Genomic DNA, 12,569 nt, shown 5'->3' with positions numbered 1-12,569 from the left:
TTGCAACGTCGCTCACAGGGCAAGGCGCGAACGCTGCTTCAGCAGGATCCACAGAAAGAACGGCCCGCCGACCGCCGCGGTGATAATGCCGATCGGCAGTTCGGCCGGGGCAACCAGGGTGCGGGCGAGCACGTCCGCAAAGATCAGCAGCGAGCCGCCGAGCAGCGCTGCGGCCGGCAGCAGGAAACGATGGTCCGGGCCGACCGCCATGCGCAGGATATGCGGCACGACGATGCCGACGAAACCAATGCCACCGCTGACGGCGACGGAGGCGCCGGTTGCCGCTGCGACACCGATGATCGCGATATTCTTCAGGCGCTGCACCGGCACGCCCATATGAAAGGCGGCGGCCTCGCCGAGCGTGATGGCATTGAGGCCGCGGGCCATGAAGGGCAGGGCGATGAAGGACAACAGGATGATCGGGGCGGCGGCGGCGATCTTCGTCCATGTGGCGCCGGCCAGTGAACCCATGCTCCAGAACGTCAGGTCGCGCAGCTGCTGGTCGTTGGCCATGTAGATCAGCAGGCCGGTGAGCGCCAGCGCGAGCGCGCCGAGCGCGATGCCGGCAAGCAGCATCGTCGCCACCGAGGTCTGGCCGTGACGGGTGGCGATCCTGTAGAGGAGCAGCGTCGTGACGAGGCCGCCGCTAAAGGCGGCGGCCGGCAGGGCGTAGATGCCCAGAAGTGCCTGAAGCGGAGCCGCAAGGCCGCCGCCGAGCACGATGATGGTGACTGCACCGAGGCTTGCGCCGGAGGAGACGCCGACGAGGCCGGGATCGGCGAGCGGGTTGCGGAACAGGCCCTGCATCACCGTGCCGGAGACGGCCAGCGAGGCGCCGATCAGGAAGCCGAGGATCGCGCGGGGCAGGCGGATATCGAAGATGATGATCCGGTCACGCGTGCTGAGCGCTGCCTCGGAGCCGGCCATATTGGCGATGACGTCGAGGATCGAGGCATCCGAGGCGCCCGTCGTCACCGAAAACAGCATTGCGAAGATCGAGCCGGCGGCGAGCAGGGCGATCGCCAGCAAGGCGAGCCGGGTTCTGTCGCCTGCCTGCCGGCTTGCGCGGATCTCTGCCATCGGGAAGTGTCGCCCTCGTTCCATGGCTTGCGACAGGGGCCATGATCAGCCCCCATAGATCGCCGTGTTGAGTTCACGCGCGGCGGCGGCCGTGCGTGGACCGAAGCCGAGCAGGTAAACGCCGTCCATGCGGATGATCGCTTTCTTCTCTCCGGCCGGCGTCAGCGCGATCGCCGGCTGCGCCAGCAGGTCCTCGTTCTTGGTGCCGGCGCCATCGCCGCGGTTCATCATCAGGATGATGTCGGGCTTGGCTTCGATGATCGCCTCGTCCGTCAGCGGCTTGTAGCCCGGGAAGACGCCGACGGCGTTGACGGCGCCGGCGAGCTTAACGATGCCATCGGCCGCCGTGCCGGTGCCCGATGCCATGATCCGGCCGTTCTGGGCGCTGAGGATGAAGAGAACGCGCTTGCGCTCGGCCTCCGGACGCTTTTCGGCATCGGCAATCGCCGCGTCGAGATCGGCCGCGACCTTTTCTTCAAGCGCCTTCGCCTTGTCGGGCACGCCGAGCAGCGCGCCGACTCGGTCGATCTTGGCGACGATCCCGTCGCGGGTAAAGGTGTTCGGCACGGTCTCGAAGGGCACGCTGGCATTCTTCAGCACGGTCAGCGCCTCCGGCGGCCCGGAACCTTCGACAGCGATGATCGCGGTCGGGTTCATGGCCAGGATGCCTTCCGGCGAAAGCGCGCGCATGTAACCGACATTAGGCAGCTTCAGCGCCGCCTCCGGATAGAGGCTCGTCGTGTCGCGGGCGATCAGCCGATTTTCCTCGTCGAGCGCATAGATGATCTCGGTGATGTCACCGCCGACCGAAACCAGGCGCGACGTGTCGAGCTTCTTTTCCTCGGCGTGGGCGGCAGGGACGAAGGCGAAGCCTTTGACTGCCGGCGTGGCGGGGATCAGCGGCAGTGCCATGACGGCCGCCGTCTGCGCCAGCTGCCACGGGCGGATCCGGCGCAGATTGTTACGCATCGTCATCGCACTGATCCTTATGCTGCCACGCTTGCTGCGCGCGGTAGGTTTTCCATGATCCCGCGCCATTCGGCGCGCTCGTCGGAGCCTTCCTGCCGCTTGCCGAAGAACTGGATGATCATCTCGCCATCGGCATTGTAAGCCTCCAGCGAGGTCACGTGGCCGTCCTTGGTCGGCTTGCGCACGGCCCAGGTCTCGGCGATGTGATCCTGGCGCAGATGCAGGTGGAAGGTCGGGTCCATGATGTTGATCCACGGGCCCATCGTTTGCACGTTGAAGATCGGGCCGGAATGGATCTGGACGATGCCGTCATTGGCGACGAAGCACATGATCGGCAGGCCTGACTTCACCGAGGCGTGCATCATCTCAGCCGTCGCGGTGTCGTCGAGCTTCCAGGCATAATCGTCGCCGACGTTGCGGATGGCCGCCTGACGGCCGATCTTCAGCCGCTTCAGCATGCCGAAGAACTCGTGGGTATCGGTGAGCTTGCTCCAATTGTCGCGCAGCTCGTCGCGGCTGACATCGGCGGCTTCGTCGACGGCATTCGAGACCCTGGCCTCGACCAAGTCCTGCGACTGGTCTTCAAGTTTCAGCTCGGCGACGATCGCGTGATAGGCTTCCACATTCGAATTCGGGCGCAGGTGCACCTTGTGCACGGCAGTGCCGGCCTTGTCGAAATATTGCAGGCTGAGGCGCACCTGATCGCCATCCTGTTTTGAGACGGCAAAACCATGTTCCCAGCGGCTCGGGAAGATGCGCAGGTCGATATTCTCGCCGAGAACGATTGCGGCCTGTGCGCCTGATTTGATGTTTTCGAAGATGCCGATCTTTTCATGCACGGCACTTTCATTGCGCGACAGCGCCATCACTTCGCCGAGGCCGGCCACGCGTTCGAGAAGTTTTGTCGCGCTGCCGTCGATGCGGGTCACGCTGATGCCGGTTTCGGCGGCGACGAGGGCCGCCTCCGAGATCTTCAGCTGGGCGGCGATCTCGCGCTCGCGCATCTTCGGATTTTCGGCGCGAAACGCACGGATTTCGGCTGGCGTCGGTCTTGTCTGCTCGGTCATGTCTTACCCTATTTATTGAGAATGAGCTTGCCCTGACGGGTGATCTTCAGGCGATAGAGCAAGCCGTCATGTCTGATCATGATCTCGTTCGTGCCGCGGAAAAGATCCGCGCTTTCGACGGTCCGGTGCTGCGGCGCAGGCTCGCTCTGCAGCGGCGCGTGCTTAAAGTTATCTGGCTTTTCCACCATCATTTCGGTTTGGCAATTCCGTGGGGCCGGGGATCAGGGTCCCCGGTTGTGATGACAATTATCTTGACTTTCTTACTCATAGTTTTTTAAAGACGCAATAGAAGACTAATAAAGTCAAGTTTGTGAGATTGCCGATTTGAGGCCGCATCGAGGCGGTTCGCGACAATGGCGGAGAAGATGATGACGGTGAGGTTTGCGGCCGGTCTGCGACGGGCCGGCTGCCGGCGAATGCATGAAGGGTCTCGTCACCCGCTCGCAGATATCAGTTCCATTTCGAGGGCTAAGATAACGCCGGGGATGATCCCCGGCGGACATGTTTCCGGCTGTCCGAGGCGTACACAATGGCGATTTCAGCGAAGTCCAGATCGAGACAGGTGCTCATCGGGGAGGCGGACGCCGACAGCAGCCTGAACGACAATATACCAGGCATGCACCCCGGCCACGAGCTTCCCGAACTGCGCAACGTACAGAGGCAGCCGGCCGGCGAGACGGTGATCCACTACACGCGATTTTCGCAGATCGCTTCCTTTCCCGACCATCCGAAAGCCGAACCGGCCGCTCCCGCGCCCGCGCCGCCGATGGATGCGGCGGTCGAGAAGCAGGAAGACGAGCCGAAGGCGGTGCGACGGCGGGTGGCGCTGACGTGTGTTGGCTCGGTGATTTTCCACGCGGCGTTGGCCGCGGCGCTGCTCGCCATTATGCCCATGCCCTCGGACGAGACGCTGATGGAAGCAGGCGAAGCGATCAGCGTCGTTATGCTCGGCAGTTCCGACGCCGAGCAGAGCGCAGCCGGCCAGACCGACGTCACGATACAGGAAGAGATCGTTCCAGAAGCTGTCGAGCCGGATGAGGTCAAACCAGTGGAGACAGCGGAGGTACAGGCCGCCCAGGCGACCGATGCGGAGCCTGTCGAGGCTGTTCAACCGACGCAGGAGATTACACGTCAGTCAGCGGAGACGATGACGGCCGCGGAGCCGGAAGTTCTTGTATCGGAAAAGCCTGCGGAAACTTCCGTCGCACAGCCGATGTCAACGGTGGTGCCCGAGCAGCCGGTAGAGACCCCGGTAATATCAGCTCAGCCGCCGATGGTGGCCGCCATGCCCTCCAAGCGGGAGGAGATCAAGCCGGTCGAGATGGCTGAGATTTCTCCTGAGCCGGAACCGGTAGAGATTGCGAAGCCGCAGCCGAAACCGAAGCTGGAAAAGCCCGCTGAAATAAAGCCGGTGGAAAGAAAACAGCCGGCGAAAAAGGCCCAAGGTTCGGAGGGGGATGCCAAACAGGAGGCGCGCAGAGGCGCTGCAGACGGGCAAGTAGACGCCAACTCCAGTGAGAATTCGCGCACTTCGGGTGGAAGGAATGGATCTGGCGGCGTGTCGGAAGCCAATTACAGAGGCAGGCTTGTGACGCGATTATTCCGCTGCGTCGACCGGATGGAGGCGCGGTATCGGACCGCTCATGCCAGCTTAACGGTCCGCATCACGATCAGTCCCAGCGGCGATATAACGGCATCGGGCATCGTCCGGGGGTCAAGCTTGCCTGAAGTGGATCGGGCCGCTCTTAGCAGGGTGGCTTCCTGCAATCTTCCGGCTATGCCGGACAATATGGTCGGATCCTCGCGCACTTATACCTTTCCGGTTGAGGTGACACCGCGATAATATGACAAAAATAATCAACTTTATACTTTACTATAAAATCAGGTTTAATAAGGTCCACCCGCACACGCAGGAATCGTGTGACGATCAACGAGCGAACGGGTGGCATATGGCTCGCAAGGGCAAGAAGGGTTCGAACCGGGAGGTCCCCGACAGCGCGGGCGAGGAGGCCAGCCAGGCATCCAACGGACGGTCCAAACTGGATGGCCGCAGTTTCCTCTATGTCGGCGGGCGTGACTGCCAGGTGGCGCATCTGCGCCAGATCGCCAGCAATTTCGGCGCAGAGCTCATTCATCATGACGGCGGCCTGCGCGAAGCGGTTTCCCGCATCGATACATTGCTTCCATCTGTTGATTGCGTGTTCTGCCCGATCGACTGTATCAGCCACGATGCCTGCCTGCGCGTGAAGACCGGCTGCAAGAAGTTCAGCAAGGCCTTTATCCCGCTTCGCAATGGCAGCAAGTCCAGCCTGGAACGTGCGCTGCAGACGATGAACGAACGAGACAATTCCCGATGAACGACCAGCGTCCCGACGGCTTCACCATGATCGGTCTGCACAAGCTCGCCGCCCAAAATGGCGAGGGCCTTGTGCCCGAGCTCTTCGAAGTTTTCCGGCAGCATGCCGAACGCCAGCAGATCTACCAGAATGTGGCGCTGTTCCCGACCTGGGAAGCGCGCATGCCTGGGGAGGCGGCCACAAGGCCGCTTGGCGAAGCGACGGCAAACGGCAATAATGTTCTCGCCTTTCCCTCGCGTGCCGCAAGGGCCGGCAAGAGGAAGGCGTAAGGAGATCGCATGTATATCGCAATGAACCGCTTCAAGGTTGCAACCGGGAGCGAAGGTGATTTCGAGACGGTCTGGCGCAATCGCGACTCCAGCTTGGCTGAGGTGCCCGGTTTCGTCGAATTCCGCCTGCTGCGCGGCAAGCTCAACGAAGAGGAAGGCTATACGCTCTATTCCTCGCACACGCTGTGGAGCAGCGAAGCGGATTTTCAGAACTGGACGAAGTCCGAGAGTTTTCGCGCGGCGCACCGCAATGCCGGCGACCGCAAGGCGATGTACAAGGGACCGCCGGTTTTTGAGGGTTTTAACGTGATTGAGGGCATATGAACGAAGACCCCGACCGCATCGAGGTTCTGCCGGTCCTGCCGTCACTCGATATCAACGAGACGCTCTCCTTCTATCGCGATAAACTCGGCTTTGCCAATATCGTCTACGAGGCGCCGGATTATCTCATCCTGCGACGCGACGATATGGAGCTGCATTTCTGGCGTACCGAGGATGCTAGTCTCTGCAAGAAGACCTCCGTCTATCTCCGCGGCGGCGGCATCGGCGCGCTTCATGCGGAATATCGCGAAAAGGGCGTCGAGCACCTGACCGAAATGGAAGTGCGGCCGTGGAACATGGAGGAATTCTACATCCATGATCCGCATGGAAATCTCCTGCGCTTCGGCCGCATACCGCAGCCGCGCGATTAGGTTCGGACGCGAAATACGGCGCCTGCCGCGACGGCCAGCCAGCCGAGCATCATCGCCCAGCCGCCGGTCGGCGCGGCATAGGGGAAGAGGCCGGAACCGGCAAAACGCAGGGTGACGAGGTCGCCGGCAAAGAACAGCGTCCCGATAATCATTAGCAAACCGGCCAGCCAGGCGGTTCTGAGCCTGGCGGTGCCAAGAGCCAATGCCAAGAGGGCAGGGGCGTGGGCAAGACACATGGCGGAGGCGGACGCCGCAAGATTGGCCTCGCCGCGGCCATGGGCGGCAAGGGCGGCCAACCCCACGCCGGCGACGCCGAACAGGCCGGCAAACAGATAGAGCACCGGCTCCAGACGCGCGTTCAGGCTCATCATTATTCCTTGTTCTGCATGTGATAGGCGAGCCGTTCGACCGGCGCCCGGATGAGATCGCGCAGCGCCTGGCTCGATATCGTCTCGTCGAGCGCGCGGCGAAAGCAGAGCAGCCATTCGTCGCGCTCGACAGGTCCGATCTCGGCGACGAAATGGCGGCTGCGCAGGCGCGGATGGCCGCGTCTGTCGGTATAGAGCGGTGGGCCGCCGAGATAGCCGCTCATATATTCGTAGAATTTCACCTCGCTGCCCTCAAGGCTTGCCGGATGCACCGCGCGCACGTTTTTTGCCTCCGGCAGCGTATCCATCAGCGCGTAGAAGCGGTGCGTCAGTGCCCGCACGGCAGGATCGCCGCCGATCGCTTCATAGAGTGTGGTGACCTTTTCCGTCACGAAGTCATCCCCGATGCCGTCCCATTCGCTTGGCCATTCCCCAAGCCATTCCCCAAGCCATCCCCCGATCCTTCATGCACCCGATGGAAAATGATCGCAACTGTCATCAAGCTGCCGCGGCATTTCGCGCATAAATGCCGGGATCGCAGGGAGTCCAGGCGATTATCCTTGACAAAACCGTCCAGACGGTATCTTTCATCTGCATGTCGAACGCTCATCACCGCAAGAAACAGCCCGCTCTCGTGCGCCAGCAGTTGCTGGATGTCGCGGCGCGTCTTGCCGCCAGTGAAGGCATGGCGGCAGTGACGCTCGATGCGGTCTCTGCCGCCTCCAGCGTCAGCAAGGGCGGGCTGCTGCATCACTTCCCGACCAAGAATGCGCTGCTCGATGCCTTGTTCGAGAGCCTGCTTGAAAAGTTCGACGCCGATATCGACGAATTGATGCGCGGCGATCCGCTGCCGCAGGGCCGCTTCACCCGCGCCTATGTCAGTGCGGTGTCCGGTCTGAAAGATCGTCCCGATGATTCCAGGAACTGGACGCAGGTGACGATCGCGCTTCTTGCCGAACCCCGGTTGCGCCGTCGCTGGCGTCAGTGGGTCCAGGCGCGGGCGGAGGAATATGTCGGTACCGACTCCTCCCTCGATGCACAGATCGTGCGTTTGGCCGCCGATGGTCTGTGGTTCGCAGATACGCTGGAAAGCCACGATATTGACGGCGCCCTGAGGCGGGATCTGATCGGCCGCCTTGTGGAACTGACCGGGAAGTAATCCGAAAGGGAATTCGTCATGAGCCAGGCCGCCGTCTACGGGTTGCTTTTTGCAGCCATCGCGCTCGAAGTCATCGGCACGACCGCGCTGCAATTGTCGCAGCAGTTTACTCGCATCGGGCCGACGGCGCTCGTCGTCGCCTGTTATGCGGCCGCCTTCTATTGCCTGTCGCTGACGCTGAAGAGCATCCCTGTCGGCATCGCCTATGCGATTTGGAGCGCTTTGGGAATCGTTCTAATTTCCTCGGTCGGCTTGATATTCTTCAAGCAGCGGCTCGACCTGCCGGCCGTCGTCGGGCTCGGGCTGATCGTATCGGGCGTGCTCGTCGTCAACCTGTTCTCGAAATCCGTTTCGCATTGATATCGCTGCAATATTTCATAGAGCTTTTTCGCACCTCACTAGAGAGATTTTCCCCTTTGTCAAATTCCTGACAAAGGGCTATGTGTTGCTTGGACGCGGCGGAGACTGAGGCGCAGCCAGCGCCACTTTCCAAAGCGCTTTGAATTCTTTTGCTTCCCGCCTATTGATACTTCCAGGTTACACAGGAGCACATCATGGCCATTCGCACCGTCGTCTGGGGTGAAAACATCCACGAGAATACCAATGAGATCGTCCGGGGCATCTATCCCGAGGGCATGCACACGGCGATCGCCAATGCCTTGAACAGCGATCCCGCGATCTCCGCCACCACGGCGACGCTGCAGGAGCCGGAACACGGATTGAGCGAGGCCCGCCTGGCCGAAACCGATGTTTTGACCTGGTGGGGCCACAAGGACCACGGCGCAGTATCCGACGACGTCGTCGAGCGGGTCGCCAAGCGCGTCTGGGAGGGCATGGGCCTGCTGGTGCTGCATTCCGGCCATTTCTCGAAGATCTTCAAGCGGCTGATGGGCACGCCCTGCGCGCTGAAATGGCGCGAGGCGGGCGAGCGCGAGCGGCTGTGGACGATCAATCCGCGCCATCCGATCGCTGCCGGCATCGGCGAACATTTCGAACTCGAGAACGAGGAAATGTATGGCGAGCAGTTCTCGGTGCCGGAGCCGCTCGAAACCGTATTCATCTCCTGGTTCCAGGGCGGCGAAGTATTCCGCTCGGGCCTGACCTGGCGGCGCGGCGCCGGCAACATCTTCTATTTCCGCCCGGGTCACGAGACCTATCCGACCTATCACGACGCCAATGTCCAGAAGGTGCTGATCAACGGCGTCAAGTGGGCCTATAACCCTGAGGGAGCGTTAACTGGTATCACCGACGCTCCAAATGTCCCGGTAGAAAACGCACTGGAGCCGATCGTCGAACGCGGCCCGAGACTGCACCAGGCCGGCGAAGCCGGTTATCGCTGAGGAGCACCTATGCGACTACTCGTTCTTGGCACCGGGGTGATGGCGAAAAACCAGCTCGCCCGCTTCCCGCTCATTGATGGCGTGACGGTGGTTGGTGCCGTCGACACCGATCCCGAACGGCTTTCGGCATTCGCCGACAAGTTCAACATCGAAAAGCGGTTTCTTTCACTGGAAGAGGCGATCGCCTGGGGTGAATTCGATGCGGCGACGAACGTCACGCCCGACCGGATCCATCACCCGACGACGATGGCGCTGATTGCCGCCGGCAAACATGTGTTCTGCGAAAAGCCGCTGGCGGAGAATTATGCGAAGGCGCTGGAGATGACGGAGGCGGCTGAAAAGGCCGGTGTCATCAACATGGTGAACTTGACTTACCGCAATGTCGCGCCGTTGCAGCGCGCCCGCGAGATGGTGCTATCAGGCGAGCTCGGCACGATCAGGCACGTGGAAGCCTCCTATCTCCAGAGTTGGCTCGTGTCGCGCGCTTGGGGCGATTGGCGCACGGAATCGACCTGGCTGTGGCGACTTTCCAACGGCCATGGCTCGAACGGCGTGCTCGGCGACGTCGGCATCCATATCCTCGATTTCGCTGCCTATGGCGCTGCGACCGATATCGACCACGTCTTTGCGCGACTGAAGACTTTCAACAAGGCGCCGGGCGGCCAGATCGGCGAATATCTGCTCGATGCCAATGACAGCTTCACTATGTCCGTCGATTTCGCCAACGGCGCGCTCGGCGTCATCCATGCCAGCCGCTGGGCGACAGGGCATCTGAACGAGCTGAAACTGCGCATTTATGGCGAGAGGGGAAGCCTCGAGGTCATTCATCGTCCCAGTGGTTCCGAGCTGCATGGCTGCCTCGGCGAAGGTGTCGAAACCGCCACCTGGACTGAGATCGAGGTTGAACCGGTGGCGACCAATTATGAGCGTTTTGCCGAGGCCGTGGCGACCGGAGTCCAGCCGGACCCCAACTTCCGCCACGCCGCCAATCTGCAGAAGGTGCTCGACCTTGCCATGGTCACCGAACGCGAGCGGCGCGAGCTGAAGGTCTGATCTGCTTTAGGATGAGGGAAACGGGGCAAGGAACGCCGCATGAAAAGCCTTATGACAAGCTGGCCGCTTTGGGCGCTTCTTTCCGCCGGCTTTGCAGCGCTCACGGCGATTTTTGCCAAGGTCGGGGTCGAGAACGTCAATTCCGATTTCGCGACCTTCATTCGCACAATCGTTATCCTGCTGGCAGCGGGCATGATGGTCTCTATCTCAGGAAATTGGCAGGAGCCATCCTCGGTGTCGAGCCGGAGCTGGCTCTTCCTGGTGCTCTCCGGCCTTGCCACCGGCGCATCCTGGATTTGCTATTTCCGGGCGCTGAAGCTCGGCGATGCTGCCCGAGTCGCCCCGATCGACAAGCTATCCGTCGTCTTCATGTCCGTCTTTGCGGTGCTGTTCCTGGGCGAACGCCTGACGCTTCCGAACTGGCTTGGCGTCATCATGATTGCGGCAGGCGCCGTGCTCGTCGCCTACCGGGCCTGAATCAACGACAAGCGTCATGCGTTTTCACAAAAGCAAAAAGGCCCCGCCGAAGCGGGGCCGAAAGTTGCCGAGCCGCAGCAGGCGGCTTCGGTTGGTTGATTATTCTATCACCTGCACCACGCGGTGGGTGCGGGGCTCGACGATCACATGTCGATTGTTGATGACCGTATAGGCATATTTCGGATTGTCCGGCACCGGCGTCACGACGACATCAGCCGGAAGCGGCTTGCCGACGACGATCGGTTGCTCAACCACTACGGAAGCGGTCGGAGCAGGCTGCTGCTGGACATAGGTGACGACCTCGCGCGGCGGCGGATCGACGACGGCGCCGGCAACACCGCCGGCTATGCCGCCAACGGCAGCACCTACGGGACCACCGACGATCGCGCCGGTGATGGCGCCGCCGGCAGCGCCGGTCACGGCTCCGTCAGCCAGAGCATTGGTGGCAAGCGACGACAGCGCAAGGGCGCTGGAGACAAGTAGAATCTTGTACATTTTGCTTCTCCTTTGCTGGGGTTGCGTTTGAGTAACGACCGCGCCAATCGGAGGTTCCGGTAGGAGAGAGTCACGCTTTGGAAGGCCGGTTCACATTCTGTGAGGCGGCTCAGCATGCGTGGGATGGGATTATTCCAGCCGCCGGCGGAAGAGCCAGGCGGCGGCGCTGAGGGTGACCGTGGCGATCAGCGCCAGCGGGATCGTCTGGTTTGCCACCTCGCTCAAGGGAATATCCTTGAGGAAAACGCCTTTGACGATCACCAGGAAATAACGCAGCGGATTGATCAGGGTGATCGGCTGCAGCCATGCCGGCATGTTCTCGATCGGCGTCGCGAAGCCCGACAGCAGCATGGCCGGGACCATGAACAGGAAAGCGCCGAGGATCGCCTGCTGCTGGGTCATCGACAGTGCCGAGATGAAGAGGCCGAGGCCGGCGACCGAGCCGAGGTAGAAGATGGCGCTGCCGTAAAGCAGGAAGAGCGAGCCGCGCAGCGGCACCTCGAACAGGAAGACGGCAGCGAGAATATAGACGGTGATGTGGAAGAGGCCGATCATCATCGGCGGGATCAGCTTGCCGATCAGGATCTCGTGCAGGCGCAGCGGCGAGACCATCAGCTGGTCGAAGGTGCCGAGCTCGCGCTCGCGGGCGATCGACAAGGCCGTGACGATCAGGCCGATCAGGAGCGCGATGCTGGCGATCAGGTTCGGCACCATGAACCATTGGTAGGTGAGGTTCGGGTTGAACCAGTTCCGGGGCACGGTCGAAACAAATTCGGTGCCGGCGCGCTTGCCGACCGGGGTCTCGGCGGCAAGGGCCGCGCCGATCTGCGAGAGGTAGCCCGCGACGATCTGCGAGGCGTTGGAGCGGCGGCCGTCGAGCACGACCTGCAGGTCTGCGGGGCTCCCGGCCTCAATGTTGCGCGAAAAATCCGGACCGATCTCGACGGCGGCGATCACGGTCTGGTTATCGATCGCTACCTGGACTTGCGCCTGGCTCGCGGCGAACGCGATGTTGCGAAAGGTCGGCGAACCATCGATACGCTCGATCAGTTCCTGGCTCCAATGACCGCTGTCTCGGTTGAGGACCATCACGTCGACATTGCGCACTTCAAGTGTGGCAGCATAGGAAAAAACGAGAAGCTGAACGATCGGCGGGCCGATCAGGATCGCGCGGCCCTTGGGATCGCGCAGCACGGCGAGCAATTCCTTGACGATGAGGGCGTAAAGCCTTGTCCATCCCATC

The 12,569-nt window shown here is 61.8% G+C and carries 18 protein-coding genes; 10 read left to right on the top strand and 8 right to left on the bottom strand.

All coding sequences use genetic code 11. The features are described 5' to 3' along the window. Positions 1 to 12: 12 nt before the first annotated feature. Genes ATY29_RS32375 through hemP form a run of 4 tightly spaced genes read right to left on the bottom strand, consistent with a single transcriptional unit; the run spans position 13 to position 3,307 of the window. Positions 13 to 1,080, bottom strand: a complete 1,068-nt coding sequence (locus ATY29_RS32375; protein WP_097533915.1) for a FecCD family ABC transporter permease — start codon at positions 1,078 to 1,080, stop codon at positions 13 to 15. A gap of 45 nt (positions 1,081 to 1,125) precedes the next feature. After that, a complete protein-coding gene (locus tag ATY29_RS32370; RefSeq protein WP_097533914.1) occupies positions 1,126 to 2,055 on the bottom strand; it encodes a heme/hemin ABC transporter substrate-binding protein in 930 nt (309 codons plus the stop codon). A gap of 11 nt (positions 2,056 to 2,066) precedes the next feature. After that, complete coding sequence (locus ATY29_RS32365; RefSeq protein WP_097533913.1) at positions 2,067 to 3,116, bottom strand: hemin-degrading factor; 1,050 nt, start codon at positions 3,114 to 3,116, stop codon at positions 2,067 to 2,069. Positions 3,117 to 3,124: 8 nt separating this feature from the next. Next, a complete protein-coding gene (hemP, locus tag ATY29_RS32360) occupies positions 3,125 to 3,307 on the bottom strand; it encodes a hemin uptake protein HemP (RefSeq protein WP_097533911.1) in 183 nt (60 codons plus the stop codon). A gap of 338 nt (positions 3,308 to 3,645) precedes the next feature. Between hemP and ATY29_RS32355 the strand changes: the two genes are divergently transcribed. From ATY29_RS32355 to ATY29_RS32335, 5 genes are all read left to right on the top strand, one after another. Continuing rightward, positions 3,646 to 4,959, top strand: a complete 1,314-nt coding sequence (locus tag ATY29_RS32355; protein ID WP_097533909.1) for a TonB family protein — start codon at positions 3,646 to 3,648, stop codon at positions 4,957 to 4,959. A 106-nt stretch (positions 4,960 to 5,065) separates the two neighbouring features. Next, positions 5,066 to 5,473: a DUF2325 domain-containing protein gene (locus tag ATY29_RS32350; protein ID WP_097533907.1), complete on the top strand. Its 408-nt coding sequence runs from the start codon at positions 5,066 to 5,068 to the stop codon at positions 5,471 to 5,473. Continuing rightward, positions 5,470 to 5,742: a hypothetical protein gene (locus tag ATY29_RS32345; protein WP_003565904.1), complete on the top strand. Its 273-nt coding sequence runs from the start codon at positions 5,470 to 5,472 to the stop codon at positions 5,740 to 5,742. The genes ATY29_RS32350 and ATY29_RS32345 overlap by 4 nt, the downstream gene beginning before the upstream one ends. Positions 5,743 to 5,751: 9 nt before the next feature. Continuing rightward, entirely contained in the window at positions 5,752 to 6,066 is a 315-nt protein-coding gene (gene hmuQ, locus ATY29_RS32340) for a heme-degrading protein HmuQ (RefSeq protein WP_003565902.1), read from the top strand. Next, complete coding sequence (locus ATY29_RS32335) at positions 6,063 to 6,434, top strand: bleomycin resistance protein (protein ID WP_097533905.1); 372 nt, start codon at positions 6,063 to 6,065, stop codon at positions 6,432 to 6,434. Before hmuQ ends, ATY29_RS32335 begins: the two co-directional genes overlap by 4 nt. Here the strand turns inward: ATY29_RS32335 and ATY29_RS32330 are convergent. Together ATY29_RS32330 and ATY29_RS32325 are read right to left on the bottom strand one after the other, a co-directional pair. Beyond that, positions 6,431 to 6,802 (bottom strand): DUF423 domain-containing protein, encoded by a 372-nt coding sequence (locus ATY29_RS32330; RefSeq protein ID WP_097534030.1) that lies wholly within the window; start codon positions 6,800 to 6,802, stop codon positions 6,431 to 6,433. The genes ATY29_RS32335 and ATY29_RS32330 overlap by 4 nt on opposite strands. Before the next feature lie 2 nt (positions 6,803 to 6,804). Then, entirely contained in the window at positions 6,805 to 7,194 is a 390-nt protein-coding gene (locus tag ATY29_RS32325; RefSeq protein WP_097533903.1) for a group II truncated hemoglobin, read from the bottom strand. A 203-nt stretch (positions 7,195 to 7,397) separates the two neighbouring features. On the opposite strand from ATY29_RS32325, the gene ATY29_RS32320 reads away from it, so the two are divergent. The 5 genes from ATY29_RS32320 (at position 7,398) to ATY29_RS32300 (ending at position 10,831) form a co-directional block, all read left to right on the top strand. Beyond that, entirely contained in the window at positions 7,398 to 7,961 is a 564-nt protein-coding gene (locus ATY29_RS32320; protein WP_097534028.1) for a TetR/AcrR family transcriptional regulator, read from the top strand. A gap of 18 nt (positions 7,962 to 7,979) precedes the next feature. After that, positions 7,980 to 8,321, top strand: a complete 342-nt coding sequence (locus ATY29_RS32315; RefSeq protein ID WP_003565892.1) for an SMR family transporter — start codon at positions 7,980 to 7,982, stop codon at positions 8,319 to 8,321. A 194-nt stretch (positions 8,322 to 8,515) separates the two neighbouring features. After that, the gene (locus ATY29_RS32310) at positions 8,516 to 9,301 is read left to right on the top strand and encodes a ThuA domain-containing protein (RefSeq protein WP_097533901.1); all 786 of its coding nucleotides are present in this window, start codon (positions 8,516 to 8,518) and stop codon (positions 9,299 to 9,301) included. 9 nt (positions 9,302 to 9,310) lie between these two features. Beyond that, positions 9,311 to 10,354 (top strand): Gfo/Idh/MocA family protein, encoded by a 1,044-nt coding sequence (locus ATY29_RS32305; RefSeq protein ID WP_097533899.1) that lies wholly within the window; start codon positions 9,311 to 9,313, stop codon positions 10,352 to 10,354. Between the two features lie 39 nt (positions 10,355 to 10,393). Then, positions 10,394 to 10,831, top strand: coding sequence for an EamA family transporter (locus ATY29_RS32300; RefSeq protein WP_097533897.1), 438 nt, complete (start codon positions 10,394 to 10,396; stop codon positions 10,829 to 10,831). 99 nt (positions 10,832 to 10,930) lie between these two features. Here the strand turns inward: ATY29_RS32300 and ATY29_RS32295 are convergent, their stop codons facing one another. Both ATY29_RS32295 and ATY29_RS32290 read right to left on the bottom strand, forming a co-directional pair. Further along, positions 10,931 to 11,326: a DUF1236 domain-containing protein gene (locus tag ATY29_RS32295; RefSeq protein WP_003565884.1), complete on the bottom strand. Its 396-nt coding sequence runs from the start codon at positions 11,324 to 11,326 to the stop codon at positions 10,931 to 10,933. A 129-nt stretch (positions 11,327 to 11,455) separates the two neighbouring features. Beyond that, the gene (locus ATY29_RS32290; RefSeq protein ID WP_097533895.1) at positions 11,456 to 12,568 is read right to left on the bottom strand and encodes an ABC transporter permease; all 1,113 of its coding nucleotides are present in this window, start codon (positions 12,566 to 12,568) and stop codon (positions 11,456 to 11,458) included. Position 12,569: the final 1 nt, after the last annotated feature.

It is taken from the genome of Rhizobium hidalgonense, from assembly GCF_002914525.1.
Lineage (GTDB): Bacteria > Pseudomonadota > Alphaproteobacteria > Rhizobiales > Rhizobiaceae > Rhizobium > Rhizobium hidalgonense.
The sequence above is the reverse complement of the archived record's forward strand: the minus strand, read 5'-3'. Positions and strand labels throughout refer to the sequence as shown.